Source organism: Phenylobacterium sp. GW823-FHT02A09, assembly GCF_058797775.1.
In genome coordinates this window covers 72,206-99,118 of record NZ_JBXAJZ010000003.1, presented here as the reverse complement: position 1 = coordinate 99,118, position 26,913 = coordinate 72,206, and the positions used below count along the sequence as shown (strand labels likewise).

The 26,913-nt window shown below is 69.4% G+C and carries 26 protein-coding genes; 17 read left to right on the top strand and 9 right to left on the bottom strand.

Annotation, left to right across the window (positions count from 1 at the left end; genetic code table 11):
* The first annotated feature begins 150 nt into the window (after positions 1–150).
* On the top strand, positions 151–522 hold the full coding sequence (locus tag AC1Q87_RS13140) for a hypothetical protein (protein WP_492609378.1): 372 nt from the start codon (positions 151–153) through the stop codon (positions 520–522).
* On the top strand, positions 512–994 hold the full coding sequence (locus AC1Q87_RS13135; RefSeq protein ID WP_492609377.1) for a hypothetical protein: 483 nt from the start codon (positions 512–514) through the stop codon (positions 992–994). Before AC1Q87_RS13140 ends, AC1Q87_RS13135 begins: the two co-directional genes overlap by 11 nt.
* On the opposite strand, the gene AC1Q87_RS13130 is transcribed toward AC1Q87_RS13135, so the two are convergent.
* The 5 genes from AC1Q87_RS13130 to AC1Q87_RS13110 all read right to left on the bottom strand — a co-directional run bounded on the left by AC1Q87_RS13130 (position 991) and on the right by AC1Q87_RS13110 (position 8,661).
* Positions 991–2,646 (bottom strand): M28 family metallopeptidase, encoded by a 1,656-nt coding sequence (locus tag AC1Q87_RS13130; protein WP_492609376.1) that lies wholly within the window; start codon positions 2,644–2,646, stop codon positions 991–993. The two genes, AC1Q87_RS13135 and AC1Q87_RS13130, sit on opposite strands and share 4 nt — an antisense overlap.
* Before the next feature lie 86 nt (positions 2,647–2,732).
* On the bottom strand, positions 2,733–4,580 hold the full coding sequence (locus tag AC1Q87_RS13125) for an ABC transporter ATP-binding protein (RefSeq protein ID WP_492609375.1): 1,848 nt from the start codon (positions 4,578–4,580) through the stop codon (positions 2,733–2,735).
* A complete protein-coding gene (locus AC1Q87_RS13120) occupies positions 4,577–6,355 on the bottom strand; it encodes an ABC transporter ATP-binding protein (RefSeq protein ID WP_492609374.1) in 1,779 nt (592 codons plus the stop codon). Before AC1Q87_RS13120 ends, AC1Q87_RS13125 begins: the two co-directional genes overlap by 4 nt.
* Positions 6,356–6,550: 195 nt before the next feature.
* Positions 6,551–7,333, bottom strand: a complete 783-nt coding sequence (locus AC1Q87_RS13115; RefSeq protein WP_492609373.1) for a DUF1365 domain-containing protein — start codon at positions 7,331–7,333, stop codon at positions 6,551–6,553.
* Positions 7,330–8,661 carry an NAD(P)/FAD-dependent oxidoreductase gene (locus AC1Q87_RS13110; protein WP_492609372.1) on the bottom strand — a complete coding sequence of 444 codons (1,332 nt, stop codon included), beginning with the start codon at positions 8,659–8,661 and terminating at the stop codon, positions 7,330–7,332. The genes AC1Q87_RS13115 and AC1Q87_RS13110 overlap by 4 nt, the downstream gene beginning before the upstream one ends.
* Before the next feature lie 124 nt (positions 8,662–8,785).
* Here AC1Q87_RS13110 and AC1Q87_RS13105 point away from each other — a divergent pair, with 124 nt between their 5' ends.
* From AC1Q87_RS13105 to AC1Q87_RS13090, 4 genes are all read left to right on the top strand, one after another.
* Positions 8,786–9,814, top strand: coding sequence for an SAM-dependent methyltransferase (locus tag AC1Q87_RS13105; RefSeq protein ID WP_492609371.1), 1,029 nt, complete (start codon positions 8,786–8,788; stop codon positions 9,812–9,814).
* Positions 9,814–10,224: a DUF2177 family protein gene (locus AC1Q87_RS13100; RefSeq protein ID WP_492609370.1), complete on the top strand. Its 411-nt coding sequence runs from the start codon at positions 9,814–9,816 to the stop codon at positions 10,222–10,224. Before AC1Q87_RS13105 ends, AC1Q87_RS13100 begins: the two co-directional genes overlap by 1 nt.
* 190 nt (positions 10,225–10,414) lie before the next feature.
* The gene (locus AC1Q87_RS13095; RefSeq protein WP_492609369.1) at positions 10,415–11,998 is read left to right on the top strand and encodes an AMP-binding protein; all 1,584 of its coding nucleotides are present in this window, start codon (positions 10,415–10,417) and stop codon (positions 11,996–11,998) included.
* 36 nt (positions 11,999–12,034) lie between these two features.
* A complete protein-coding gene (locus AC1Q87_RS13090; protein WP_492609368.1) occupies positions 12,035–12,853 on the top strand; it encodes a hypothetical protein in 819 nt (272 codons plus the stop codon).
* Here the strand turns inward: AC1Q87_RS13090 and AC1Q87_RS13085 are convergent.
* Complete coding sequence (locus AC1Q87_RS13085; RefSeq protein WP_492609367.1) at positions 12,850–13,761, bottom strand: LysR family transcriptional regulator; 912 nt, start codon at positions 13,759–13,761, stop codon at positions 12,850–12,852. The two genes, AC1Q87_RS13090 and AC1Q87_RS13085, sit on opposite strands and share 4 nt — an antisense overlap.
* 76 nt (positions 13,762–13,837) lie before the next feature.
* On the opposite strand from AC1Q87_RS13085, the gene AC1Q87_RS13080 reads away from it, so the two are divergent.
* The 3 genes from AC1Q87_RS13080 to AC1Q87_RS13070 all read left to right on the top strand — a co-directional run bounded on the left by AC1Q87_RS13080 (position 13,838) and on the right by AC1Q87_RS13070 (position 16,597).
* Positions 13,838–14,572 carry a TorF family putative porin gene (locus AC1Q87_RS13080; protein WP_492609366.1) on the top strand — a complete coding sequence of 245 codons (735 nt, stop codon included), beginning with the start codon at positions 13,838–13,840 and terminating at the stop codon, positions 14,570–14,572.
* Between the two features lie 148 nt (positions 14,573–14,720).
* Positions 14,721–15,188 carry a chemotaxis protein CheW gene (locus AC1Q87_RS13075; protein WP_492609365.1) on the top strand — a complete coding sequence of 156 codons (468 nt, stop codon included), beginning with the start codon at positions 14,721–14,723 and terminating at the stop codon, positions 15,186–15,188.
* A 245-nt stretch (positions 15,189–15,433) separates the two neighbouring features.
* The gene (locus AC1Q87_RS13070) at positions 15,434–16,597 is read left to right on the top strand and encodes a DegT/DnrJ/EryC1/StrS family aminotransferase (protein WP_492609364.1); all 1,164 of its coding nucleotides are present in this window, start codon (positions 15,434–15,436) and stop codon (positions 16,595–16,597) included.
* A 367-nt stretch (positions 16,598–16,964) separates the two neighbouring features.
* Here AC1Q87_RS13070 and AC1Q87_RS13065 read toward each other — a convergent pair whose 3' ends face one another.
* Positions 16,965–18,683, bottom strand: coding sequence for a bifunctional helix-turn-helix transcriptional regulator/alpha/beta hydrolase (locus AC1Q87_RS13065; protein ID WP_492609363.1), 1,719 nt, complete (start codon positions 18,681–18,683; stop codon positions 16,965–16,967).
* A 213-nt stretch (positions 18,684–18,896) separates the two neighbouring features.
* Between AC1Q87_RS13065 and AC1Q87_RS13060 the strand changes: the two genes are divergently transcribed.
* From AC1Q87_RS13060 to AC1Q87_RS13040, 5 genes are all read left to right on the top strand, one after another.
* Positions 18,897–19,862 (top strand): quinone oxidoreductase family protein, encoded by a 966-nt coding sequence (locus AC1Q87_RS13060; RefSeq protein WP_492609362.1) that lies wholly within the window; start codon positions 18,897–18,899, stop codon positions 19,860–19,862.
* Between the two features lie 160 nt (positions 19,863–20,022).
* Positions 20,023–20,856 (top strand): alpha/beta fold hydrolase, encoded by an 834-nt coding sequence (locus tag AC1Q87_RS13055; protein ID WP_492609361.1) that lies wholly within the window; start codon positions 20,023–20,025, stop codon positions 20,854–20,856.
* A 23-nt stretch (positions 20,857–20,879) separates the two neighbouring features.
* Positions 20,880–21,665 carry an SDR family NAD(P)-dependent oxidoreductase gene (locus AC1Q87_RS13050; RefSeq protein ID WP_492609360.1) on the top strand — a complete coding sequence of 262 codons (786 nt, stop codon included), beginning with the start codon at positions 20,880–20,882 and terminating at the stop codon, positions 21,663–21,665.
* Complete coding sequence (locus tag AC1Q87_RS13045) at positions 21,662–22,249, top strand: histidine phosphatase family protein (RefSeq protein ID WP_492609359.1); 588 nt, start codon at positions 21,662–21,664, stop codon at positions 22,247–22,249. The genes AC1Q87_RS13050 and AC1Q87_RS13045 overlap by 4 nt, the downstream gene beginning before the upstream one ends.
* Entirely contained in the window at positions 22,246–22,833 is a 588-nt protein-coding gene (locus AC1Q87_RS13040; protein WP_492609358.1) for a histidine phosphatase family protein, read from the top strand. The genes AC1Q87_RS13045 and AC1Q87_RS13040 overlap by 4 nt, the downstream gene beginning before the upstream one ends.
* Here the strand turns inward: AC1Q87_RS13040 and AC1Q87_RS13035 are convergent.
* A complete protein-coding gene (locus tag AC1Q87_RS13035) occupies positions 22,787–23,008 on the bottom strand; it encodes a hypothetical protein (protein WP_492609357.1) in 222 nt (73 codons plus the stop codon). The genes AC1Q87_RS13040 and AC1Q87_RS13035 overlap by 47 nt on opposite strands.
* Positions 23,009–23,126: 118 nt before the next feature.
* Between AC1Q87_RS13035 and AC1Q87_RS13030 the strand changes: the two genes are divergently transcribed.
* On the top strand, positions 23,127–23,870 hold the full coding sequence (locus AC1Q87_RS13030) for a YebC/PmpR family DNA-binding transcriptional regulator (RefSeq protein WP_492609356.1): 744 nt from the start codon (positions 23,127–23,129) through the stop codon (positions 23,868–23,870).
* 25 nt (positions 23,871–23,895) lie between these two features.
* Here AC1Q87_RS13030 and AC1Q87_RS13025 read toward each other — a convergent pair whose 3' ends face one another.
* Complete coding sequence (locus tag AC1Q87_RS13025) at positions 23,896–24,078, bottom strand: hypothetical protein (protein ID WP_492609355.1); 183 nt, start codon at positions 24,076–24,078, stop codon at positions 23,896–23,898.
* 140 nt (positions 24,079–24,218) lie between these two features.
* On the opposite strand from AC1Q87_RS13025, the gene AC1Q87_RS13020 reads away from it, so the two are divergent.
* Together AC1Q87_RS13020 and AC1Q87_RS13015 are read left to right on the top strand one after the other, a co-directional pair.
* Positions 24,219–24,908 carry an MgtC/SapB family protein gene (locus AC1Q87_RS13020; protein WP_492609354.1) on the top strand — a complete coding sequence of 230 codons (690 nt, stop codon included), beginning with the start codon at positions 24,219–24,221 and terminating at the stop codon, positions 24,906–24,908.
* 83 nt (positions 24,909–24,991) lie between these two features.
* Positions 24,992–26,437, top strand: coding sequence for an aminotransferase class V-fold PLP-dependent enzyme (locus AC1Q87_RS13015; RefSeq protein WP_492609353.1), 1,446 nt, complete (start codon positions 24,992–24,994; stop codon positions 26,435–26,437).
* Positions 26,438–26,913 lie beyond the last annotated feature (476 nt).

Below are 26,913 nucleotides of genomic sequence, written 5' to 3'. Positions count from 1 at the left end.
TTGTGCAGCTTAGCTTTTAGAGCGCGTGATGATCGAATTTAAGACAATCGACTACCCATTGTCAGGAGACGACGCGTTTGCGTCGTATACCCGACGCCACCTGATCTGGATTTTACATGGCGTTACGATTCGTCGTCCCGGTCGTTGCGAATGACAATTATCAATTTCCCGACGGATCGCTTCCGAACGCCGCACAGTGCTGCTGAAAAGGCGCGGATTCTCATCATCATCGTCACCGGAATCCGCACGCTCGGCGAGCCGGCCACCACCGACGAACTGGTCGAGTTCGCGCGTGGACGGCTCGCGACCATGGAGGGCTTTCGCCTGAAGGCCGGCGTCGAGGCGCTGCTGCGCGAGTACGCTGAACCGGCGGCCTCCGCGCCTTTCGCGCACCCGCCGTTCCGCCGGGTCCTGTTCGGGGGAACCGAGGCCTGGGCGTTCAGCAAGCCCTTCCGCATGGAGCTCGCCGCCAGCGGCCTGGACGTGCGGTTGCGGCCGATCGACGGCGCCGATGACGCCTGACCATCCCGTACCGACCGCCGCGGTCCAGGAGCCGGCGGACATCTTCTTCGCCCGGCTGTCAGGGGCCTTCGTGCTGCGCACCCTGGCCAACGCCAGCGAGGTGTTCGAGGGCGACATGATGCTGGGCGTGGTGTTCATGGCCATCGGCCAGGCGACAGTCAGCCACGTCGCCGCCGAGCGTCACCTGTCGGAATTCGAGGCCGGCCTCGCCCCCGACGACATGCGCCGGCCGGTCAGCGTGCTCTCGATCGCCGGCTCGCTGAACATCCCGCGCGAGACCGCCCGCCGCTACGTGTCGCGACTCATCGATCTCGGCTACTGCGAGCGGGTGCGCGGGCGCCGCGTGATCATTCCTGGCGAGGTCTATCAGCGCCCGGAACTGGTCCAGGCGCTGCACCTCAACAAACGCGACCTGCTGATGCTGCTGGCCGCCTACCGGCGGGCCGGCGCGCCGAAGGACGACACGATCTAGCGCCGCTTGGCGGCGCTGGCGTCGCGCAGCGGCTTGAACTCCGAGCCGTCCTTCCAGTTCGGCCAGGTCCCGCCCGCCGCCAGTTCCTTGCCCATCTCGTAGAACAGCGCCACGTCCTGCGCCGCGCCCGACAGGTCCCAGTCCGCCGACCAGGCGTCGCCGGTCGTGTGATAGGCGCTGGCCGTATAGTCGGTGACCCACTTGTCGCCGGCCGCCCGGCCGCCGTTGACCAGGTCGGCCCCGCCGCCCAGGCCCATCAGCAGCAGCACCGGCACGCCCTTGCGGGCCAGCGAGAAGTGGTCGGCGCGGTAGAACAGCGCCCGCTCCGGATGGGCGTCGGGCGTCACCGTCCGCCCCTGGGCGGCGGCGGCCTTGGCCAGCATGTCCTCCAGCGCGTTCTGCCCCGCCCCGATCAGCACCACGTCCTTGGCCAGGCCGTTCGGCTGCAGCACGTCCATCGTCAGGTTGGCGGCCATGGTCTCCAGCGGCACGGTCGGGTGGACGCCGTAGTACTCCGAGCCCAGCAGGCCGCGCTCCTCGGCCGTCCAGGCGGCGAACACCAGGGTGCGGGCCGGGGGCGGACCGGCCTTGAAGGCCCGGGCGATCTCCATGGTCCCGGCCACGCCGATGGCGTCGTCCAGCGCACCGGGGCGGACCGTGCGGCCCTGGGCGTCCGGCGCGCCGACGCCATAGGCGTCCCAGTGGGCGGCGAACATCACGCTCTCGCTGGGCAGCTTCGCCCCGGTGATCTTGCCGATCACGTTGCGGCTGACGATCTGATCGTGCGTCACGCCGTAACTGGCCGAGAACGCCGCGCCGGCCAGCGGCACGGGCTGGAAGTCGGCCCGCTGCGCCTTGGCCTTCAGCGCGTCGAAGTCCTGGCCGGCGGCGGCCAGCAGCTCGCGCCCCGCCGCCCCGCTCAACCAGCCCTGCAGCAGCACCTTCTCCTTGGCCGGATCGGCGCGGACGATGTCGAAGCCCTCGCCGTTCGAGGCGATCACCGTCGACCAGCCATAGCCCGCGCCCGGCGCCTCGTGGATGATCAGCGCCCCGATCGCCCCGCGGCGGGCGGCTTCCTCGTACTTATAGGTCCAGCGCGCATAGTAGGTCGCCGCCTGGCCGCCGAACTTGCCGGCTGCCGCCGCATCGGCCGGAGCCTCGAAGTCGGGATCGTTGATCAGGAAGACCGCGATCTTCCCGGTCAGGTCCACGCCCTTGAAGTCGTCCCAGCCGCGCTCGGGCGCGGTGACGCCATAGCCGACGAAGACCAGCGGCGCCTTGTCGATCGCCACCTGGTCCACCGGCCGCAGCGTGGTGGCGGTGACGTCGGTGTTGCGCGCCAGCTGCCGGCGCTTGCCGTTGAGGTCCAGCGCGAAGATCGCGCCGTCCTTCAGCCGGGTGTGCAGCAGCGGCACGTCCTGGGTATAGGCGCCGGCGTCCCCGGCCGGCTCCAACCCGAGGGCTTTGAACTCCTTGACCAGATACTCGATGGTCTTGGCCTCGCCCGGCGTCCCGGGCGAGCGGCCCTGGAACGCGTCCGAGGCCAGCACCTTGGTGATCTCCGACAGCCGCGCCGGATCGATCGGGTCCTGCGCCAGGGCGCTCGTGGCGAGTAGCGACAGGGCGAGCGACAGCGCAGCGGTGCGGATCATGGGAGCGACTCTGAGAACTGGATGGTAGGGCGCAACCCTAACCACCCGCTCATCCCGGCGACAGCCGGGATGAGCGGAGATCAATGCTAGGTCCGCGTCGCGAACTCCGCGTCGCCTGTCGTCGCAACCACCTGGTCGTCGAACGAGGCGTGCGCCGACGTGTAGAGGTGCGAATAGAGCCCGCCGGTCGCCATCAGCTCGTCGTGGTTCCCCTGCTCCAGGATGCGGCCCTGCTGCAGCACGATGATCCGGTCGGCGTCGCGGATGGTCGCCAGCCGGTGGGCGATGACGATGCAGGTCCGGCCCTCGAACAGCACCTTCAGCGCCTTCTGGATCGCCTGCTCGGTGAAGCTGTCGATATTGGCCGTCGCCTCGTCGAGGATCAGGATCTGCGGGTTGGCGACCAGCGCCCGGGCGAACGAGATCAGCTGCCGTTGGCCCATCGAGATGTTGCGCCCGCGCTGGCCCAGCTTGGTCTGGTAGCCGTCCGGCAGCTTCATGATGAAGTCGTGCGCCGCCACCGCCTTGGCCGCCGCGACCACGTCCTCGAAGCTGGCGCTCTCGGTGTTGTATCGGATGTTCTCCTCGATCGTGCCGGTGAACAGGAACGGCTCCTGCAGCACCATGCCGATGGTCTTGCCTAGGCTGTCGAGGGTGACGTCGCGCACGTCCTGGCCGCCGACCAGCACCTGGCCCTGGTCGACCTCGTAGAACCGGTGGGTCAGGGCGATGATCGAGGTCTTGCCCGAGCCCGTCGGTCCGACCAGCGCCACCACCTCGCGCGGCTTCACGGTCAGGCTGATGTCGTGCAGCACCGGCCGGGCCCGATCGTAGCCGAAAGTGACGTTCTTGAACTCGACCGTCGCTGGCGCGTCGCTCAGCGGCTGGGCGTCCGGCGCGTCCTGGATGGCGACCTTCACGTCCAGCACCTCGAAGATCCGGTGCGCCGCGGCCATCGCCCGCTGCATGATCGTGTACTGCATCGACAGCATGCGGACCGGATCGAAGAACCGCTGCACATAGAAGATGAAGGCGACCATCACGCCGACGTCCAGCCGCCCGCCCAGCACCGCGTTGCCGCCGACCACGATGACGATGGCCATGGCCAGGCCGGTCAGCACGTCGACCGTCGGCACCATGATCTGGGTCATCCAGGCGGCGCGGGCCTGGGCCTCGAAGTTGTCGTAGGCCTTGTCCTTGTACAGCTCGAAGTTCACGGCCTCGCGGCGGGTCTCCTGCACGGTGCGCACGCCGTTGATGTTCTCGGCCAGCGCCGAGTTGGCCGTCGAGGAGGCGTCGCGCGCCTCGCGGAAGCTGCTCTTGGAGAACGGCAGCCACACCGCCCGTACGGCGATCAGGATCGGCAGCACGGTGAGGGTCAGCAGCCCCAGCTTCCAGTCCATGCTGATCAGGACCGCGGCGATGCCGATCAGCATCGCGAAGTCGCCGACCGCGCCGGTCGAGCTTTCCAGGAACTCCTGCAGCGCGTTCACGTCGCCCTGCAGCCGCGACATGATCCGCCCGACGTGGGTCTTGTCCATGAACGACAGCGAGACGTCCTGGAAGTGGTCGAACATCTTGCGGCGGATGTCGAAGATCACCCGCTGGGCCAGCCGCGCCGACAGCCACTGCTCGATGAAGAACGCCGTCGAATAGACCGCCACCAAGGCAGCGAAGGCGATCAGGGTCTGGTCCAGCAGGTGGCCGTCGCGGGCCACCGCCGCGTTCACCGCCCGCCCGATCAGCGCCGGGATCGCCACCACCGAGGCGGCCGAGACCAGCACGGCGACCACCGCCACAAGGAAGGCGCGGCGGTAGGGCGCCATCATGCCCATGAAGCGCTTGGCCACCCCGGCGTCGAAGGTCCCGAAGATGTCCTCGCCCTCGGACGAGCCGAGCGAGGCGCGGGGTTTCCTGACCTGGTCCTGGCTCATGCGGCGTCCTCGTCCAGCACGGCCTCGGAGTCGGACCGCGTCTGCAGCTCGTAGAGAGCGGCATAGACGCCGCCGGCCTTGACCAGTTCGGCGTGGGTTCCGCGTTCGGCCACCCGCCCGTCGTCGAGCACGACGATATGGTCGGCGTGCATCAGCGAGGACAGCCGGTGGGCGATGATGATCGTGGCCTTGGTCGCGGTCGCCTCGGCCAGGGCGTCGCGCACCCGCCGCTCGGTCACCGCGTCGATGGCGGCGGTGGAGTCGTCGAAGATCATCACGCCGGGGCCCGGCACCACGCCGCGCGCGATCGACAGCCGCTGGCGCTGACCGCCGGACAACGCCACGCCGCGCTCGCCGACCCGGGTCTCGTAGGTCTCGGGCAGGCCGGCGATGTGGTCGTGGATCTGGGCGGTGCGCGCCGCGCCCTCGATCCGCGCGTCGTCCGCCCACGGATCGGCATAGGCGACGTTGTGGCCGATGGAGGCGTCAAACAGGAACGACTCCTGCTGCACCAGCCCGACATATTCGCGCAGACTGGCCAGGGTCACGTCGCGGATGTCCTGCCCGTCGAGGGTGATCGCCCCGCCGGTCACGTCGTAGAAGCGCGGGATCAGGTTGGCGATGGTCGACTTGCCGCTGCCGGGCGGGCCGACGATGCCCAGGGTCTGACCGGCGCGTACCTCGAAGGAGACGTCGCGCAGGATCTGCTTGCCGGCCGGATCGAAGGCGAAATCGACGTGCTCGAAGCGCAGCGTGCCGGCGCCCGGCGCCAGCGGCCTGGCGCCCGGCGCGTCGGCGATCTCCGGCTCCAGGTCCAGCACCTCGAAGAGCCGCGCGCCGGACGAGGTCGCCCGCGCCGCGGCGTTGAAGATCATCGCGATCTGCCGGATCGGCGTCTGCAGCAGCGTCATGTAGGTCAGGAACTCGGTCAGCTTGCCGACGCTCATCGCCCCGCCGACCACCTTGTGGCCGCCGTACCAGAGCAGCACCCCCATCGAGCCGTAGAACGACACAGTCATCACCGCCACCGCCCGGAAGCGCAGGGTGATGCGCTTGTAGGAGTAGTCGAGCGCGTCCTTCGAGGCGGCGTCGAACTTGCCCATCTCGAAGCGCTTGCCGGCGAAGGCGCGGACCACGCGGATGCCCTGGAGGTTCTCCTCCATGGTCAGGGTGAGCACCGCCATCAGCTCCTGCACCCGCAGCCAGGTGACCCGCAGCAGGAAGCCCATCCGCCCCAGCGCCCAGCCGGCCAACGGCACGAACGCCAGGCCGATCAGTCCCATCACCAGATCGGTGCTCAGCATCATGTACGAGGCGAAGCCGAGCAGCAGCAGCAGCGAGATCAGCTGCATCACCCCGTTCTGGATGAACACCCGCGCGCCCTCGAGATCGAGCATGCCGCGGGTGACCAGGTCGCCGGAATGGATGCGGTCGTGGAAACCGAAGCTCAGCCGCTGCAGCTGCTGGAAGTACTCCAGGCGCAGGTCGTAGCCGACCCGCTGGCTGACATACTCGGCCTGGTAGCCGGTCATCATGGTCAGCACGCCGCGGATCACGGTGGCGGCGATGACCAGCAGCGCCGTCGCCACCAGAGCGCCTTGCGCCTCGCCGGCATGCGTCGCCCCGGCCTTGAGCAGCGCGCCGGCCTGGTCGACCCCTTGGCCGAACAGCCGCGGCAGGGTCAGGCTGGCCACCGCCGCGCCCAGGGAGCAGCCGATCGCCAGCGCCATCCGCCCAGGATAGTGCAGGGCCCGGGCCGTGATCCGTTGCAGCACGCGCGGCATTTTGCTGACGTCCACACGCGCTACGGTGGAGTCAGAGCTGCGCGCGCCCCGCTGGGAGGGGCGTGACTCGCTCATGGCAAGTTTCCATCTTGAAGTGTGCGGAGCATTCTGACGCGCACGCCTGCTGCGCGCCAGACTTGTTTTGACGTTATCGCAGATTTTGCAGGTTGTGTGGCGCGGCCGCTTCTAGCAGCCGGTGTGCGCGCCGACGCTCACGAGTCGCAGCGGCGGCGCGGGGCGCGGGGGGAGGGGGGCGTCCCTGGCCCACAACCACAGGGCTTCCCAGCGGATCGCCCACAGCACGCCGAGACTCATCAGCGGATGCGCGGCCCAGGCCCTCAGCAGGGCCGTGTCGGTGAGCTCGCGCCGCACGGCGAAGTACGCCGCCGACAGCACCGGCCCCTCCTCGTCCTCGGCCTCGATCGCCACCGAGACCGAATCGCCGGGCGCGTTCACCGTGAACCGATAGGTCAGGCCCATGTCCATGAACGGCGACACATAGAACCGCTTGTCGCAGCGCTGGCGGATGGTCCCGCCGCCGTCTGGCGCCGGGACCAGATAGAGGTGGCGCTCGCCGAAGGTGTTGTTGACCTCGTAGAGCACCGCGCTCAGCGCTCCGTCGGCGCGATGGCAGAACCAGACGCTCAGCGGGTTGAAGCCCGATCCGCCCAGCAGCCGCGGCATGCACAGCACCCGCACCGGCCCGCCGCCGTCCAGGCCGGCCTGCGCCAGGATTTCTTCGACTTGCGTCCTCAGCGGCCGCCCGTCGCCGTGCAGATGGTCGGACGGATGGAAACTCGCCAGCGCGCGCCGCCCATGGCCGAACAGCCTCAGCCTGCGCGCCAGCGGCTCGATCTCGTCGAGGTCCAGCAGCAGCATGAAGATGCGATAGGCCAGCCGGTGGCGGCGCGGCCGGCGGCGCAGGTGGGTCACCCGGCCGGCATAGAGGCCGCTGGCCGGGACGCTCATCCGGCCCGCCGCTCCGGCGGCAGGTGGATGCGGCCGGATTCGTCGGCCACCCGCCAGGGCCGCAGGGCCCCGCCCAACGCCTCGGCGGTCGCCAGCCCCGACTGCAGCGCGTCCTCATGGAAGCCGTGGCCGAAGTACGAGCCGCAGAACCAGGTCCGCCGCCGCCCCTGCAACGCCCACAGCTGGCGCTGGGCCGCGATGGCCGCGGCGTCGAACTGCGGATGGGCGTAGGCGTCGGCCCAAAGAATGCTCTCCAGCTCGATCTCGCGGGTGGGGTTCAAGGTGACGAACAGGTCCTGCGGATAGTCCAGCGACTGCAGGCGGTTCATCCAGTAGGTGACGCAGCCTTGCCCCGGCGCGTCGCGCCGACCGATGTGGTTCCAACTCGTCCACGCCGCCCGCCGCACCGGCATCAGCCGCGCGTCGGTGTGCAGCACCGCCAGGTTCTGGCTGTAGCGGAAGGCGCCCAGCAGCTCGCGCTCCAACGGATCGGGATCGTGCAGCATCGCCAGCGCGCTGTCGGCGTGGGCGGCGATCACCACCTGGTCGAACCGCTCGGCCCGGCCGTCGGCCTCGCGCACCTCGACGCCCAGCAGGTCGCGGCGCACCGCCTGCACCGGGCGCGACCGCCGCAGGGTCCCTTCGAACGCCGCCGCCAACTTGCCGACATAGGCCTGGCTGCCGCCACGCACGGTGCGCCAGGTCCCGCGACCGAACACGCTCATCATGCCGTGGTTCTGGAAAAACCGAATTAGCGCCGCGGCCGGATACTCGCCGATCGTGCGCAGCGGCGTCGACCAGATCGCGGCGGCCTGCGGAAGCAGGTGGTCGTCGCAGAACGCCTGGCAGTAGCCGCGCTGCGCCAGATAGTCGTCGAGCGAGGTGAGCGGCGCCTCGAGCTGCGCCAGATCCTTCGGCCCCTGGCGATAGAACCGCGTGACGTCCCGCAGCATGGCCCAGTAGCGGGGGCTGAACAGGTTGCTGGCCTGGGCGAACAACGCCCCCGACGAGTACTCGAAATCGCCGTCGTCCAGCGAGACGCTCAGCGCCATGTCCGCCGCCCGGCTCTCGACCCCGAAGTGGTTCAGCAAGGCGGTGAAGTTCGGATAGTTCGGCTCGTTGTAGACGATGAAGCCGGTGTCGACCGCCACCGGCCCGCGCGGCCCCTCGACCTCGACCGTATTGGCGTGGCCGCCCAGGCGCGCCTCGTCCTCGTACAAGGTCACCGCATGACGCTGGCTCAGCAGCCAGGCGGCGGACAGTCCGGCGACGCCCCCGCCGATCACGGCGACCTTCAATGGCGGCTCCCAGGTCACGTCGTACTCCACGCTCGCTCCGGCTGGTGTCCGGTCCTGGGAGTTACGGCCGCGCGCGACGCTCGGATGCAGCCGCCGCATCCAAGACCGGGTCTGCGCCGTATCTGTTGGGTGCGAAGTCATTTCGGAGGCGCCCATGCGGCTGCTCGCTTCGACCATCCACGCCTTCGAGGGCGCACCGCTGCCGGACGCGGCGCGGCGGGCGGCCATCGGCCTGCTGGTCGCGGGGGCGCGGCGCAACCTGGCCGCCGAGCCGGGGCTGAACGCCGCCGACTTCGCCCGCGAGATGGACGCCCGGCCGATCGCCGAACACGTCCAGGCCGCCAACGCCCAGCACTACGAACTGCCCGCCGCCTTCTTCCAGGCCGTGCTCGGTCCGCAGCTCAAGTACTCGTCCGGCTACTATCCGCCCGGCGTGAGCGCCCTGGCCCAGGCCGAGGAGGCGGCGCTCTCGGAAACCGCCGCCCACGCCGGCCTGCAGGACGGCCAGGCGATCCTCGAACTGGGCTGCGGCTGGGGGTCGCTGTCGCTGTGGATGGCGCGCGCGTTGCCGGCCGCGCGCATCGTCGCGGTCTCCAACTCGGCAAGCCAGGGCGCCTTCATCCGCGCCCGCGCCGCCGAGCGCGGCCTGACCAACCTCTCGGTGATCACCGCCGACATGAATGATTTCGTCCCGCCGCACCGCGACTTCGACCGCATCGTCTCGGTCGAGATGTTCGAGCACATGGCCAACTGGCGCGCCCTGCTCAGCCGGGCCCGGACCTGGCTGAAGCCGGACGGCCGGCTGTTCCTGCACGTGTTCACCCACCGTACGACGCCCTATCGCTTCGACGTCGAGGACGAGGCCGACTGGATCGCCCGCCACTTCTTCACCGGCGGGGTGATGCCGAGCCATGACCTGGCCCGCCAGTTTCCCGACATCTTCAGGGTGGAGGGCGACTGGCGCTGGAGCGGGACGCACTACGCCCGCACCGCCCACGCTTGGCTGGCCAACTACGACCGCCGCCGCGAGGTGATCGGCCCGCTTCTGGTCCAGACCTATGGCGACGACGCGATCCTCTGGGGCCGGCGCTGGCGCTTGTTCTTCCTGGCGACCGCCGGCCTGTTCGGCCATCGGGGCGGGACCGAGTGGGGCGTCAGCCACTACCTGATGGCGCCCGCGTGATGGCCCTCGTCGTCGCCTATCTCGCCGCCGGACTGGCCTTCGCCGTCATCGACGCGGTCTGGCTGACCCAGGTCGGTCCGCGGCTGTATCGCCCGGCGCTCGACGCCGTGTTGGCCGAGCGCTTCGACCTGACCGCCGCAATCGCCTTCTATCTGGTCTACATCGCCGGCGTCGTCGCCCTGGCCGTGCTGCCGGCGGCGCGCGAGGCGGCGGGCCTGCCACGGGCGGCGTTGAACGGCGCGATCCTCGGCTTCGTCGCCTACGCCACCTACGACCTCACCAACCAGGCGACCCTGAAGGTCTGGTCCTGGAAGATCACCCTCGCCGACATCGCCTGGGGCACGTTCCTGACCGCCTGCGCGGCCGCCGCCGGCTACGCCGCCTGGCGCTGGGCGAGCGCCCGGGCCTGATCCGATCCATGTTCGGATTTCGCGCGCCGTTGTCGGCGGCGTCGAGCCGTGTGATTGTAGGTTTCCGAAACGGAAGCGGCCCATCCCGCAACGCATATTTCGCGTGGCGGCCGCCGGGGAAACGCCGTCTCGGATCATAGAAAAGATCGCTGCGCGGACCGCACAGGCCGTCGGCGACGGGAGGAATTTGATGGAAGATTTGAAAGAGCGCATGAGCCTGGAAGACGCCCTGAACGCAGCGGCGGCGACCGGCATGACCACCGCCGTCTGGGCTGGGCTGCAGCCGGACAAGGTCGCCGTGGTCAATCCCGACGGCAGCGCGCGGACCTTCGCCCAGGTGAACGCGGCGGCCAACAAACTGACCCGCCTCTTCCGTCAGCATGGCCTGAAGGCCGGCGACGCCCTGGCGATCGTCTGCTCCAACCGCGCCGAGTTCATCGAGGTCCAGGCCGCGACCCTGCGCTCGGGCCTGCGCATCACCCCGGTCAACTGGCACCTGACCACCGACGAGATCGCCTACATCATCAACGACTGCGAGGCGAAGGTGCTGGTCGGCGAGGCGCGCGTCGCTTCGGTCGCCGCGGCCGCCGAGCAATGCCCGAACGTGGTGCTCAAGCTGGCCGTCGGCGGCGAGATCCCCGGCTTCCAGAGCTATGACGACGCCCTCGCCCCGCTGGACGGCTCGGACATCGACGATCCGGTGCTCGGCAACCAGATGATGTACACCTCGGGCACCACCGGCCGCCCGAAGGGCGTGTTCCGCGAGGCCCCGACCATCACACCGCAGGCGATGTACGGCATGCGCGGCTACGACGACGACTCCATCCAGCTCTGCGCCGGCCCGGCCTACCACGCCGCCCCGCTGGCCTTTGACATCCGCGCCGCCATGGGCGCGGGCGCCCCGCTGCACTTCATCGACAAGTGGGATTCCGAACTGGTGCTGCGCACCATCTCGGAACAGAAGATCACCCACCTGCACCTGGTGCCGATCATGTTCCAGCGGCTGCTGTCGCTGCCGGACGAGGTCAAGGCCCGCTACCCCGTCGATCACGTGAAATACATCGTCCACGGCGCGGCGCCCTGCCCGCCCGAGGTCAAGCAGGCGATGATCGAGTGGTTCGGCCCGGTGCTCAGCGAGTACTACGCCGGTTCCGAAGGCGGCGCGGGCTTCACCATCTCGTCCGAGGAATGGCTGAAGAAGCCGGGCAGCGTCGGCAAGCGCCCGGCCCTGCTGCAGGTCCGCATCCTCGACGAGGAAGGCAACGACTGCGCGCCCGGCGTGCCCGGCGGCATCTACCACCAGCTGCCGCCCGGCGGCGGGTTCCAGTACTACAAGGACCCGGGCAAGACCGCCGCCAACCGCGTCGGCGACTTCTTCACCATGGGCGACGTCGGCTTCTTCGACGAGGACGACTACCTGTTCCTCACCGGCCGCAACGCCGAGACCATCATCTCCGGCGGCGTGAACATCTACCCGCAGGAAGTCGACAACGAGCTCATCAAGCATGACGCCGTCGCCGACAGCGCCACGGTCGGCGTGCCGCACGACGAGTGGGGCGAGCAGGTCAAGGCGGTGATCCTGCTGAACCCGGGCTACCAGCCCTCCGAGGAACTGGCCCAGGAGATCCTGGACTTCGGCCGCAAGGCCCTGCCGGCCTTCAAGGTCCCGCGCAGCCTCGATTTCGTGAACGACCTGCCGCGCTCCGAAGCCGGCAAGATCCAGCGCAACAAGGTCCGCGCCCCCTACTGGGAAGGCCGCACGCGCCAGATCTAGAGCCCTCAGCGCACGGACGGGCGGCGGTAAAATCGTTTGCCGCCGCCCGTCCGCCTCTGCAGCCTGCCGCCGATGACCAATGACCAGCAGGCTTTGCTCGACCAGCTTGTCGCCGCGCTCGGCGCCGACCCGCGCATTCGCTCGGCCTGGCTCTCGGGCAGCTTCGGCAAGGGGGCCGGCGACGCCTGGAGCGATGTCGACCTCACGGTCGTGGCGGATGAACCCGCCGCCTGCCTGCGCGACTGCGCCGCCGGCGCGCTGGCGCTTCCCGTCACCGTCTTCTCGCATATCGTCCACGGCCGGATCTTTTCGGGCGTCACCGCCGGCTGGAGCCGCTTCGACCTCGCCTTCCTGACCCCGGCCGAGTTCGCGGGCCAGGACGGCGCCGGTCTCGATCGCCTGCTCGGCGACACGCCTGCGCCGCCGCCGCGTCGGACCAGCGCCGATCCCGACGTCGCCGGCCGCATCTTGCGGCTGATCCAAGAGTTCCTGCGCGTGCTCGGCCTGTCGCCCGTCTGCATCGGCCGCGGGGAATGGCTGGTGGGCCAGCAGGGCGTTGAGCTGCTGCGCGGCATGCTGGTCGAGCTGATGCTGGAGGAGAACGGAGTCCCGCGTTCGGCCCGCGGCGCCAAGCGCCTGAACGGCTTTCTGCAGGCCGATCAACGCGCCGCGCTAGAAGCCCTGCCCGCGCCCGCCGCCGAACGCGCGGCCCTGCTGGCGGCCCAGGCCGACATCGCGCGGCTGTTCCTTGCCCAGGCCCGGCCACTGGCCGCGCGCCATGGCGCCGCCTGGCCCGAGGCCTTCGAAACCGCCACCCGCGCGCACCTGCGCCGGGAGCTCGGCCTGGAAATCTAGCTGGCCGCGGCCCGCACCTGATCCAGGAACCAGTCGACGCCGGGATCTTCGGCCTGGCCGCGGCGGACCGCCTCCACGCTCAGCCGCATGGGTTCGAACGGCGGGTCCAGCACCTGCAGGCCCAGCATGTCGGCATGGCGCTCGGCCAGCCGCCGCGGACAGGTGGCGATCGCGTCGCTGGCGGCCACCATCATCAGCACGGTCAGCCAGTGCGGGGCGCCGGCCCGCGCGACGACCGGAACATCGAACGCCTCAGGCAGCGTCTCGTCGCCTGCGGTCTCGCTGCCGGCCGTCGCATAGACATGCCCCGCGCCGGCATAGGTCGGCAGGTCGATCGCCCCATCGATGCGCGGGTGCCCGCGCCGCGCCGCCACGCAGTAGCGGTCCTTGTACAGCAGCTCGGCCCGCGCCCCGCCGAAGCCGGGGGCGAACCGGCCGACCGCGACGTCGATCTCGCCGCGGCGGAGCGCCTCCGACGCCCGGTCCTGCGCCAGGTGCTCGATGGTGAACACCACCCCCGGCGCGCGCCGGGCCAAGAGATTCAGCAGCCGCCCGCCGATCAGGTCGGTGACGAACTCCGGGGCCGACATTCGGAACACCCGCGTGCTGGCGGCTGGGTCGAACGCCTCGCGCCCGCCCAGCGTCCCCTGCGCCAGCGCCAGCAGCGCCTCGACCTGCGGCTCCAGCTCCAGCGCCCGGCGAGTGGGGACCAGGCCATGCGGCTTGCGCACGAACAGCGGGTCGCCGAACAGGTCGCGCAACCGGCCCAGCGCATGGCTGACCGCCGAGGGACTTAGTCCCAGAGCCTGCGCCGCCTCCTGCGCCTTCCGCCGCCGCACCAGTTCGCGGAACACCAGCAGCAGCCCGCCGTCCAGCCGCCTGACTTGATTGATATCGAAATCACTCATGCAGCGATTTCAGTAACATTGATATCTTAGCCGAGATACCGCTGACCTCGTCGAAACTCCAGAGAGCGAGGTCGAAATGAAACTGCGATCGCTTGCTCCCCCGTGCGGGTTCGCCCTGGCGGCCGGTCTTCTCCCGAACGGCGCGCTGGCCCAGTCCGACTGGGGCGGGATCTTCTCTTCGGTCTCCGTGACCAGCGACTACCGCTACCAGGGGGTCAGCAACTCGGACGGTCCGGCGCTGCAGGGCTATGTCCACTGGCAGCGACGCGACGGGCTCTATGCGGGACTGTTCGCCACCCAGGTCGATTTCGACGACGGCGCGGGCGGCCCGACCTACGAGCTCGATCTCTATGGCGGCAAGCATCTCGACCTGAAGGACGGCAAGACCCGCCTGACGCTGGAGGCGATGTTCACCGCCTTCCCCGACGAGCACGTCTGGGGCCCGACCTACAACTTCGTGCAGGTGAAGGCCGCCGCGCGGCGCACCGAGGGGCCTTGGACGCTGGCGGCGACGACCAGCTTCGTGCCCGAAGCCTCCTATGGCGCGGGTCAGGCCTGGCGGCTGGAGAGCGAAGGCGCCTACGCGCTTCGCCCGAACGTGACGCTCAACGCCAAGCTCGGTCGCCGCTGGGTCGAACGCGGCCTGGACCGCACCTACTGGACCCTGGGCGGGGCGGCGACCTGGAAGCAGCTCACCTTCGAACTGCGCTACGAGGACACCGACCTCAGCCCGGCCGAATGCGGGTTCAGCGACCGCTGCGCGGCGGCGCTGATCGGGACGCTGCGCCTTGCCCTGCCGCCCATTACTTAGATCACGCAGTTATTTAGTCTTGGAATGCCGGAAATTGCGTAATTTCTGGAGAACATTTCACCTAATTCGACTTCCCGAACATTACACCGTTATTGCCTCGTTAACCGAAGTGGCCGCGTCATTTGCTCCGCAGTGGGGAGGAGTTCTGATGACCAGCGACGGCCTCGAACACGTCGACGGCAAGTTTGAGCTGATCTCATTCGAGATCGCCGACCAGGAGTTCTGTATCGACATCCGCGCCGTGCGCGAGATCCGCGGCTGGTCGGCGGCCACGCCGATGCCGCACACCCCGCCCTACATGCTGGGCGTCATCAACCTGCGCGGCTCGATCATGCCGGTGCTGGACCTGCGCGCGCGGCTCGACCTTGGCCGCACCGAGGCGTCGTCGCGGCACGTGATCGTCGTGGTCCAGCACGGCGAGCGGCTCGCCGGCCTGCTGGTCGACGCCGTCCAGGAGACCTTCGTGATCGACGAGACGCTGCTGCAGCCGCCGCCGGACATGGACTCGACCTCCAGCGCCCAGTTCATCGACGCGATCATCCCGCTCGACGGCCGAATGCTGAGCCGGCTTGTGGTCGCCTCGCTGCTGCCTCCGGCAGGACGGATGGCCGCCTGATCTCCGCGGCCGGAGCGTGACGGCGAAGGACGCCGGCCCCGGTGGTCGTCACGCTCCACCTCTTTGACGAGTTCGGGTCCCCAAACGCCTTGGCGAGCAGCCGGCGGGGACCCCGGTCCCGGTGGCGTCGGGGGGCGCCCCGGGACCTTTTCGTTTCAGGCGAAACGTTCCGAAAACAAGCGTGTTTGGCCTAGGCTCCCGACGCGTGCCATGTAGCGCGCCGCTTCGTTACGCGAGATGCCGACATGCCGATCCCCTTCATCGACCTGCAAGCCCAACGCGCCCGCCTCGGCCAGCCGCTGGAAGACGCGATCCTCAAGGTCGTGCGGTCCGGCGCCTACGTCATGGGCCCGGAGATCGCCCAGTTCGAAAAGGAGCTCGGCGCCTTCGGCGACGCGCCCTTCGTGCTCTCCTGCGGCTCGGGCACCGAGGCGTTGCAGCTGCCGCTGATGGCCTGGGGCGTCGGCCCAGGCGATGCGGTGTTCTGCCCGTCCTTCACCTTCGCCGCCACGGCCGAGGTCATGCCCCTGGTCGGCGCTTCGCCTGTGTTCGTCGACATCCTGGACGACACCTACAACCTGGACCCGGTCGCGCTCGACGCCGCCATCGAGGCCGTGAAGGCCGAAGGCAAGCTGACCCCCAAGGCGATCATCGCCGTCGACCTGTTCGGCCAGCCGGCCGACTACCCGGCGATCTCGGCGGTCGCCAGGAAGCACGGCCTGAAGCTGATTTCCGACAGCGCCCAGGGCTTCGGCTGCACTCTGAACGGCCAGCACCCGATCCATTGGGCCGACGTCACCACCACCAGCTTCTTCCCGGCCAAGCCGCTCGGCTGCTACGGCGACGGCGGGGCGGTGCTGTGCAAGGACGAGCGCCTGCATGACCTGCTGGTCTCGCTGCGCGTCCACGGACAGGCCGTGAAGTCCGACCTCGAAGGCAAGACCTTCGACCACGATCCCAAGTACCTGAACCTGCGCATCGGCATGAACAGCCGCATGGACACCATCCAGGCCGCGGTGCTGTTGCAGAAGCTGACCATCTTCGCCGACGAGATCGCCGCCCGGAACCGGGTCGCCGACCGCTACGCCGCCGGCCTCGGCGACGTCGTCAAGGTTCCCAAGGTGATCGACGGCGGGGTCAGCGTCTGGGCCCAGTACACGATCGAGACCGACGACCGCGACGGCCTGATCGCCCATCTGAAGGGCCAGGACGTCCCGACCGCCGTCTACTACCCGATCCCGATCCACCGCCAGGACGTCTATTCGGTCTACCCGGCCCCGGGCGGCCTGCCGGTCACCGACGCCAAGTCCAAGGTGGTGATGAGCCTGCCGATGCACCCCTATCTGACCCAGGACGACCAGGACCGCGTCATCGCCGCGATCCGCGCCTACGTGAAACGCAACGGCTGATCTGGCTCGAGGAGACGGCGGACGCGGTCCCTTTGGAACCGCATCCGCCGCCTTGGAGGCCTAGCCGACCTCCCCCGAAGCCGACCAGGGCGCGCCGGGGGGGCCTAAGTCACCCTGACGACCTCGCTCCCGTCCGCGGCCTTGCGACCGCGGTCACGCCAGGGTCCGGGACGTTTGTCCCTGGCGAAGGGCGGACCCGCCGCCAAGGCTGGGTGGAGCCTGACCGCGGGCCCTCGACAACGCCGGCGCCAGACCGTCGTTGTCGGTTCCTGAAGTGTGGTTGGCGGATCCTTCGTGCAGCCTGATCCGCCTTGATCGCAGGAGACCCTGCGTCGGTCGGGGCGCGCATGACCCAAATGCACTAGGCCTAGGCGGCGGCGAGCTCGCGCAGGATGTCGTCCCAGTATCGCAGCACCAGGAAGTGCCCGACGCCCGGCCGCACGTGCACCTCGCGGGCGTGCTCGCCCAGGAACGCCAGCAGCTGCGGCAGCGGCGTCAGCCGGTCCTGCTCGCCGTGCCAGACGATCAACGGCGCCTTCAGCCCGTTCACGCTCATGTTGCGCCCCCGCCGGAAGGCCCGCAGCTCGTCTGCGGGCCCGCGACTGGAAAGCGCTAGACACTCGGTCATATAGGCCGCGACAAAGGTCGCCGCCTCGGGGTGGGCGGCCAGGAAGGCGAGATCGCCGGGCGACTGCGCGCTCGAGCGCTGCATCACCCGGATCATCATCGCCGGCGACAGCCGCAGGCGCAGCACCGCCAGGAACGTCTCCACCAGCCAGGGATTGGCCTCGATGCGGCTGCGCATCATGGTCAGCGGATTGCGCGTCGGGTCGGGCACGCCGCGCGGCGGGCGGCCGGAATAGACCAGCACCCGCTCCACCTGTTCGCCCAGGGCGATGGCGGTCTGGATCGCCGACGGGGTTCCCGACAGCGCAGCGGCGATCTGCAGCCGCTCGACACCGAGTTGCCGGCACAGGGCGACCATGTCCTCGGCGACCCCGTCGAAGCTGTAGTCGGGCCGCGGGTCGGACCGCCCGAAGCCCGGTCGCTCGGCGCTGACGATGCGCAGGCCCAGCCGCCGCCCGACGGCGTCGGTCTCCGGCGGCAGCAGGCTCGAACCGAGCCCCTCATGGAACATCAGCACCGCCCGGCCCGCCGGGTCGCCGTACTCGCGATAGGCCAGCCGTCGGGCGTCGGCCAGGACCACGTACCGCACCGGCGGAGCCTGGCCGATCGCCTCCTCCTGGGCGCGGACCGGATCGTCGGCCTCGATCAGCCCGGCCAGGGCCGACAGCTCGGTCAGCGCCCGGATCAGGTCGCTCTGCCGCTTCAGGCCCATCTTGTCGAAGACGGCTCGCAGCTGATTGCGAACGGTGTTGACGCTGACCGACAGTTCGTCGGCGGCGTCCTGCAGCGAGCGGCCGTCCCGCAGCTTGCGCGCCAGCCGTACCTCGGCGGGGGTCAGGCCGAAGCTCTCCGACAGCGTGCTCCACAGCCGCCCGGCCTCGGCCGCGGCGGGGAACACCACCGCAAAGCTCTCGTCCTCGGCCGCCAGCACCGGCAGGTCGGCCAAGCCCGGCAGCGACCGGGCCGGAACCACATAGGCGAAGCCCGGCCCGTCCTCGTCGCCGCGCTCCAGCTTCAGGATGATCTGGCCCCGCTGGCGCGGGCGCGCTTTGGCCAAGGCGGCGGCCAGCGCCTCTGCGTTGTCGGGATCACGAAAGACGACGGCCTGACCGATCTCCAACCGCGACACCGCCCCGCCCAGCGCGCTCAGCACCGCGCCGTTGTGAGCGATCACCTTGCCGCGCGGGTTCAGCAGCAGCCAGCCGATGTCCGAGCGCCCGGTCGTCGTCGGCCCCTCTTCGGGCCGGCTGGCCAGCCGGGCGATGTCCTCGCTCAGCGCCAGGCCGCGCAAGATCTCCGGATCGGGATCACGGCCCAGCCCGTCCTCGTCGAGCACGTCGATCAGCCGCTCCCACGCCTCGGGATTGGCCGCCACCTGGTACATGGTCTCGATGACCAGCCGCACGGCGTCGGGCGACGGCGGATCGTTCGCGACTTCCTGACTGTCGAGCAGGGCCATTAGGTTAACGCCGCGGTCCGAACGAAGGTGTGCCGTTCTGGTACAGGAGAACGGCGTTCGGGCAAGCTCTGCAAGCGCTGCACCGCCACAGGCTCGTCACAGCCTCGTGTGATCGGCGGGATGCCTTATGGGCGGCCACGCTTTCCCTTGCGTCGCCCCCCTGGTCTTGGATAGCGTCCTCAAACAATTGTTTAAGTTATAAGGAGGAAGCTCATGAAAGCTGCTGTCTATTACGAGACCGGCGGTCCGGAAGTCCTGAAATACGAGGAAATCCCGGATCCGCAGTGCCATCCCAAGGGCGTGATCATCAAGGTCGAGGCGATCGCCATCGAAGGCGGCGACGTCCTGAGCCGCTTCGGCGGCAGACTGATGACCACCCCGCACGTGGTCGGCTACCAGGCCTCTGGCGAGATCATCGAGATCGGCTCGGAAGTCACCCATTTGAAGGTCGGCCAGAAGGTCGCCACCCTGAACAGCTGGGGCAGCCACGCCGCCCTGCGCGCCGTGCCCGCCCGCAATTGCTGGGTCGTGCCGGACGGCTACGACATGCAGAAGGCCGCCGCGATTCCGGTGACCTTCGGCACCGCCCATGACTGCCTGTTCGAGTTCGGCCGCATGAAGGCCGGCGAGACCGTCCTGATCCAGGCCGGCGCCTCGGGCGTCGGCGTCGCCGCCATCCAGCTGGCCAAGCGCGCCGGCGCGGGCCTGATCCTGGCCACCGCCTCGTCGGACGAACGCCTTGAACGCCTGAAGCCGCTCGGCCTCGATCACGGCATCAACTACGCCCGCGAGGACGTGGTGAAGGAAGTCATGCGCCTCACCGACAACAAGGGCGCGGACGTGATCGTCGACTCGGTCGGCGGCCCCACCCTGCAAGGCTCGATCAACTCTCTGGCCTATCGCGGCCGGGTCTCGATGGTCGGCGCCGCCGGCCGTGAACCGATGGTGGCCGATGTCGGCTCGATGATGGGCGGCAACCGCACTCTGTCGGGCGTGTTCCTGGGCGCCGAGATCGGCACCGATCGGGTGCACGACAACATCCAGCGGCTGATCGAAGACGCCGCCAAGGGCGAGCTGGAAGTCCTGATCGACAAGGTCTTCCCGCTATCGGACGCCGCTGGCGCCCACGCCTACATCGAAAGCCGCGCCGCCGTCGGCCGCGTGGTGCTGGTGCCGTAAGACAGTCCAAAAGGCGTCATCCCGGAAAGCGCGCAGCGCTTGTCCGGGCCCCATTCGCACGGCCCTCTTCGGATGGATCGGTGCGTATGGGTCCCGGCCTTCCGCTTCGCTACAGCCGGGATGACATTTTAGGTTTCATCGTCCTCTGAAGGATCTCCCCATGCCCCGCGCGAAGAACGGTCAGGTCGAACTCGAGTACGAATCCTTCGGCGACGAAGCCGCCCCGACGATCCTGCTGATCAACGGCCTTGGCTCGCAGATGACCCGCTGGCCCGCCGACTTCTGCGGCAAGCTTGCGGCCCGCGGCTATCGCGTCATCCGCATGGACAACCGCGACACCGGTCTCTCCGCCTGGTTCAAGCCGGGCGAGAGCTACAGCCTCTCCGACATGGCCGCCGACGCGGTCGCGGTGCTCGACGCCGCGGGCGTGGCCAAGGCGCATGTGGCAGGCGTGTCGATGGGCGGGATGATCACCCAGGCGCTGGCGATCAATCATCCGGACCGCGTGCTCTCCATCACCTCGATCATGTCGGCCACCGGAGCGCCCGGCACCCTCGATCCGACGCCGGAAGCCGGCGCGGTGCTCAACACCGCTCCGCCCGATCCCAAGGCCGACTTCGAGACCTTCCTCGACTTCGCGGTCCGCAACGGCGAGACCATCGGCAGCCCTGGCTATCCCTGGCCGCCCGGCGGCCTTCGCGAACGCGCCGCCGCGGAATACGCGCGCGCCTTCAACCCGACCGGCTCGGCCCGCCAGATGGGCGCCATCCGCGGCGACGGCGACCGCACCGAACGGCTTTCGAAGCTCAAGATTCCAGCCGTCGTGCTGCATGGCGCCGACGACCCGCTGGTGCGGCTGGTGGGCGGCGAGGCGACCGCCGCGGCCATCCCCGGAGCCGAACTGCGCGTGATCCCCGGCATGGGCCACGATCTGCCGCCGGCCCTGCACGACGCCTTCATCGACGCCATCCTCGCCGCCGTCGCGCGCGCCTGATCTTCTAGTACAAGGAACACCCCATGGGACGTCTCTCCGGCAAGTCCGCCGTCATCACCGGCGCCGGCTCCGGCATCGGCCGCGCCGCCTCGCTGCTGTTCGCGGCCGAGGGCGCCAGCCTCGTCATCGCCGACAAGACCGACGGCGCGGTCGAGACCGCCCGCCTGGTGACCGAGGCCGGCGGCAAGGCCATCGCCCTGACCGGCGACGCCGGCGACGAAGCCTTCGTCGAAAGCCTGGTCGCCAAGGCCGTGGCCGAGTACGGCGGCCTCGACGTGGCCTGGGCCAACGCCGGCATCTCCGGCGGCTGGACTGGCTTCGACGAACAGGACGGCGCCTTCTGGGCGGAGATCCTGCGGGTCAATCTGATCGGGGCCTTCCTGCTGGTGAAGCACGCCTCGCGGGTGATGATCCCCAAGGAGAAGGGCTCGATCATCTGCACCGCCTCGGTGGCGGGCATCCGCTCGGGCGCCGGCGGCTCGCCCTACTCGGCCTCGAAGGCCGGCGTGATCAACCTCGCCCAGACCTCGGCCAACGAGTTCTACGGCACCGGCGTACGCGTCAACGCCATCTGCCCGGGCCTGATCGAGACCGGCATGACCCAGGCGATCTTCGACGGCGCCCGCGCCCGCGGCAACGAGGACAAGATCGGCCAACTGAACCCGATGACCCGCGGCGGCGTGCCGATCGAGATCGCCAACGCCGCCCTGTTCCTGGCCTCGGACGAAAGCTCCTACGTCAACGGCCAGGCGATCGTCGTCGACGGCGGCCTGTCGTCCTCGCATCCGGTCGTGCGTCGCAAGAAATGATCTACCTGCTGCGTCACGGCCAGACCGACTACAACCGCGACGGCCGGCTTCAGGGCCAGACCGACTCCCAGCTGACCTCGCTGGGGATGGCTCAGGTCCAGGCGATGGCCAACGTGCTGGCCGACCAGATCGGCGACCTGGAGGGCTGGCGCATCCTCGCCAGCCCGCTGCGCCGCACGCGCCAGTCGGCCGCTATCGTCTCGCGCACGCTGCACCTGCCGGTAGAGATCGATCCGGCCCTCATCGAGGTCGGCTGCGGCTCGTGGGAGAACCGCATGTACGCCGACCTGCGGGTCGAGCATCCGGAGACGTTCGCCAGTCGGGAGTGGGTTTTCGGCAGCCCGGACGGCGAGCGGTTCGAGGACGTCGACGCCCGGGTGCGCCCCTGGCTCGCGAACCTGCCGCCCGAGCCCGAGCGCAAGGTCATCGCCGTCAGTCATGGCATCGCCGGGGTGCTGATGCGCGGCGCCTACCAGGGTCTCTCGCGCGAGGCGACCATGGAGCAGGATACGCCCCAGGACGCCCTCTTCCGCCTTTGGGGCGGCGAGGTCGAACGCCTGGCCTGCGCGCCGGTCGCCGCGTGATCTACCTGGTTCGCCACGGCGAGACCGAGTTCAACGCCGAGCGGCGTCAGCAGGGGCATCTCGACTCCCCGCTGACGGCGCTCGGCCGCGCGCAGGGCGCGGCCATCGGCAGATTGCTGCAGGGTCTGATCGAAAAACCTGACGGTTGGCGGCTGATTTCCAGCCCGCTCGGCCGCGCCCAGACCACCGCCGGACTGATCTCCGAGGCCCTGGGTCTGCCCATCGAGACCGACCGCCGGGTGATCGAGGTGTCGTTCGGCGAGTGGGACGGCCGGCTGCGCGACGAGCTCGCGATCGAGCACCCCGACACCTTCGGCCGCGGCGGCTGGCAGTTCGCCGCCCCGGGCGGCGAGAGCTACGAGAGCGTCGATGCCCGCGTCGGCGACTGGCTGGCCAGCCTGCCGCCGGAGCCGGAGCGCAAGGTGATCGTGGTCAGCCACGGCGGCTCGGGCCGCGTGGTTCGCGGCGCCTATCTCGGCCTGCCGCGCACTGAGACCCTGGCGCAGGAGGTGCCCCAGGACGCGGTGTTCCGGCTCGCTAGTGGATCAGTCGAGAGAATTGATTGCGAAGTCGCGGCTCAATAGTCGTCCGCCGGCTCAGGATCACCAGCCCCAGGGCCGCGACGGCGCCGAGCAGGAAGGCTCCCGCCACAGCGCCCGACAGCGCCGCCGCCCCCACTTGCATCGGCGGGCGGTCCATCCAGCGCACGAGGGACCCGGTGGGTTCTTCGTCAAGCACGTCGTCGAAGTAGTCGGTCATCGGCTAGGCTCCGGTGTCTGCGCAGGCCTAACCCCTGTGCGGCAAGCAGGTTCCGGCCCCGCTGGCGTTCAAACGCCTCTGAGGTTAGAAGCCGCCCACTGACCTTTCAGAGAGACACATGGCCGGACATTCCAAGTTCAAGAACATCATGCACCGCAAAGGCCGCGCAGACGCGGCGCGGTCCAAGCTGTTCTCCAAGCTGTCGCGCGAAATCACCGTCGCCGCCAAGTCGGGCATGCCCGACCCGGCGATGAACCCCCGCCTGCGCCTCGCCGTCACCAACGCGCGCGCCGAGTCGATGCCCAAGGACAACATCGAGCGGGCCATCAAGAAGGGCGCGGGCGGCGACGGCGAGAACTACGAGGAAGTGCGCTACGAAGGCTTCGGCCCTGGCGGCGTCAACATCATCGTCGAAGGCCTGACCGACAACCGCAACCGCGCGGCCTCGAACATCCGCTCGATCTTCTCGAAGAACGGCGGCAACCTCGGCGCCTCGGGCTCGGTGACCTTCCAGTTCGACCGCCTGGGCGAGCTGACCTACCCGGCCAGCGTCGGCTCGGAAGACAAGGTCATGGAAGCGGCCATCGAGGCCGGCGCCCAGGACGTGGAGTCCGACGAGGAAAGCCACATCGTCTACACCGCCTTCGAGGACTTCGCCGAAGTCGCCGCGGCGCTGGAAGGCGTGTTGGGCGAGGCCAAGACCAGCAAGATCGTGTGGCGGCCGAAGACCTACGTCAATGTCGACGCCGAGTCGGTCCCGACCCTGCTGAAGCTGATCGACGCCCTGGACGACGACGACGACGTCCAGAACGTCTACGGCGACTACGACATCTCCGACGAGGACATGGAGAAGTTCGGCTAGGCCGAACTCTCCGCCGCGGGCAGCCCTAGTTGTCCGCGGTCTTGCTGACCACGACGCCGACCCCGGCCCCGACCGCCGCGCCCACCGGGCCGCCGACGATCAGCCCGGCCGCCGCGCCCGTGGCCGCCCGTTGCTCGACATTGTGCCCGCACGCGGCGAGTCCCAGCGCCATGCCGGCGACGGTGAGTACCAAGACGATTCTGCGCACGATTTCTCATCCCCCCGTCGCGTGGCGACCAACGGCGCCGCCTGACGCGACTATTGCCCTTCGATAACAGGATGTTGGCTGATTTGCGGCGCCGCTTGCACCCCTGCGAAGCTTAACCGCAGTTCGCGCGTTGTGAGCCTATGGACTGGGTGATCGAATATCTCGCCCCGCTTGCGGGTGCCATCGTCGCCGGCGGCCTGATCGGCTTCGAGCGCGAGTATCGCGGCCGCGCCGCGGGCGTGCGCACGCATATCCTGCTGTGCCTGGCTTCGGCGCTGCTGATGCTGGCCGCCGTGCACCAGGTCCGCTGGATGTTCGAGACCCCGCACGACGTCATCCGCATCGATCCGGTGCGCATGGCGCACGGCATCCTGACCGGCATCGGCTTCCTGTGCGGCGGCGTGATCTTCAAGGAAGGCTTCTCGGTCCGCGGCCTGACCAGCGCCGCCTCGTTGTGGACCACCGCCGCGCTCGGCGTGCTCTTCGGGATCAGCTTCTACAGCCTGGCGATCGGTGGAACCGTCGCCACCCTGCTGGTGCTGGTCGGCTTTCGCCTGCTCGAGGTGCGGCTGCCGCAGTACCACCATGTCGACCTGACCGTGCGCTACGCCGGCTCGGATTTCGCCAGCGAGAGCGAGTTGGTCGCCCTGCTCGCCCGCCACAGCCTGAAGCCCGACGTCATCACCCACCGGCTGCTGGCCGACGGCCAGGGCTTCGAACTCGCCGCCACCTTCCGCCGGCGGGGCCGGGTCCCCAGCGAGGCGGTCGCCGCCGACCTCTGCGCCGATCAGCGGGTCATCGCCTTCGATCTGGTCCCCCGCCACGAATAGTCGCGGCCTGCGGGTTTCACCCGATGGCCGAAACTCCGGCGACAAGCTCCGCATTGTCCCTTGAGGGAGTTCCGGAGGGCTGCATGCGAGACGCCGGCGACGCGCCGAAACTGAACCGCCGCCATCTGCTGGCGATGGGCCTCGTGGCCGCCCCGGTCGCGGGCGTCGCCAGCGAGGCCGCGGCCGCCTGGCCGCAGCGCAAGCCCAAGACGCCACCACCGCCTACGCCGGCGGCGATCGCCGCTCCCGCGCCCGAGGCGCCGTCCGCCGAGTTCGACGACGAACCGCCGCTGCCGCAAGCCGACCTGCCTCCTGCGCCGGGTGCACGCCCGCCGCCGGATTGGGGGCGGCTACGCGCCCAATGGGATCTCGACTGGAGCGAGGTCGACCTCTCGGCGATGCTGTTCGCCGCCAATCCGCGGCCGGTGCGCGAGGCCATCACCCGCCACCGCATGGCCCTCGACCGCAACCCGATCACCTACCTGGAACACAACAATAAGCGCGGCCAGAACCTCTCGCGCGCCGCCGCCGGCGCCTATTTCGGCGTGCCGACCGACCATGTCGCCCTTTGCGAAAGCACCACGGCCGGGATCGGCCTGCTTTATGGCGGCCTGACCCTGCGCTACGGCCAGGAGGTGCTGACCAGCGTCCACGACTACTACGTCACCCACGAGTCGCTGCGCCTCTCGTCCCTGCGCAACGGCTTCTCGGTCCGCAAGATCACCCTGCACGACGGGGCTGAAACCGCCTCGACCATCGACATCGTCTCGCGCATCACCCGCGCGATCACGCCGGCCACCCGGGTGATGGCCCTGACCTGGGTGCACTCCTCGACCGGACTGAAGCTGCCGATCCGCGCCATCGCCGATGCCCTAAAGCCGATCAACGCCGGCCGCCAGCCGGCCGACCAGATCATCTTCTGCGTCGATGGCGTGCACGGCTTCGGGGTCGAGAACGCCACCCTGCCCGAACTCGGCTGCGACGTGCTGGTCGCCGGCTGCCACAAGTGGCTGTTCGGCCCGCGCGGCACCGGCGTGGTGTTCTTCTCGCCCCAGGCCCTGCAGAAGCTGTCCCCCGTGATCCCCAGCTTCCTTGCGTCGAACGCCTATTCGGCCTGGATCGGCGGCTTCGATCCAGGTCCGACCACCGCGGCCCGGATGACCCCTGGCGGCTTCAAGGCCTTCGAGCACGTCTGGGCCCTCGCCGACGCCTTCCAGTTCCACCAGTCGATCGGCAAGGAGCACGTGGCCAAGCGCACCCACGATCTGGCTGGTCAGCTGAAGAGCGGCCTGGCGGCGATGCCGCACGTGCGGGTCCGCACGCCGATCAGCCCGACGATGTCGGCGGGGATCGTCAGTTTCGACGTCGCCGGCATGTCGGCCCGCGGCGTCGTCTCGCGGCTGCGGCAATGGCGGGTCATCGGCTCGGCCGCGCCCTACGGCGTCTCCCACGCGCGGCTGACCCCCAGCATCCGCAATACGCCCGAGGACGTCGCCTTCGCGCTGAAGGCGATCGCCGGCATGGGGTGAGGCCAAATTCCCGCCCGAGGCGAATACCTCCTCCGATTGCCCGCCTGCCGAGTGAACTGGCTTGGCCTTAACCACGGCCTGTGGCCGGGTCGCGCGCGGTGCAGTGGCGACCCGCCGGTGCGGGGGCTTGGTTCGGGGATAGCGATGAAGGCGATTTTGGCGGCTCTGGCGCTCGGCGCTGCAGCTCTGGCGGGCCCGGCCTGCGCGGACGTAATCACCTTCGACGACCGCGGCCATGCGGTGCAGTCGCTCGGGACCTACCAGGGCTTCGACTGGAGCAACATGAGCACCGTCGCCCCCAAGAAGGTCGGCCTCGGCCAGACCGGCTACGGCAAGGGCGTGGTCTCGCCGAAGAACGTCGCCTTCAACGACTACGGCCTCAAGCAGAGCTCGGTGTCGGTGGCGACCGGCAGCTTCACCTTCGAAAGCGCCTACTTCAACGCCGCGTGGATCGACGGCCTGAAGCTGACCATCAC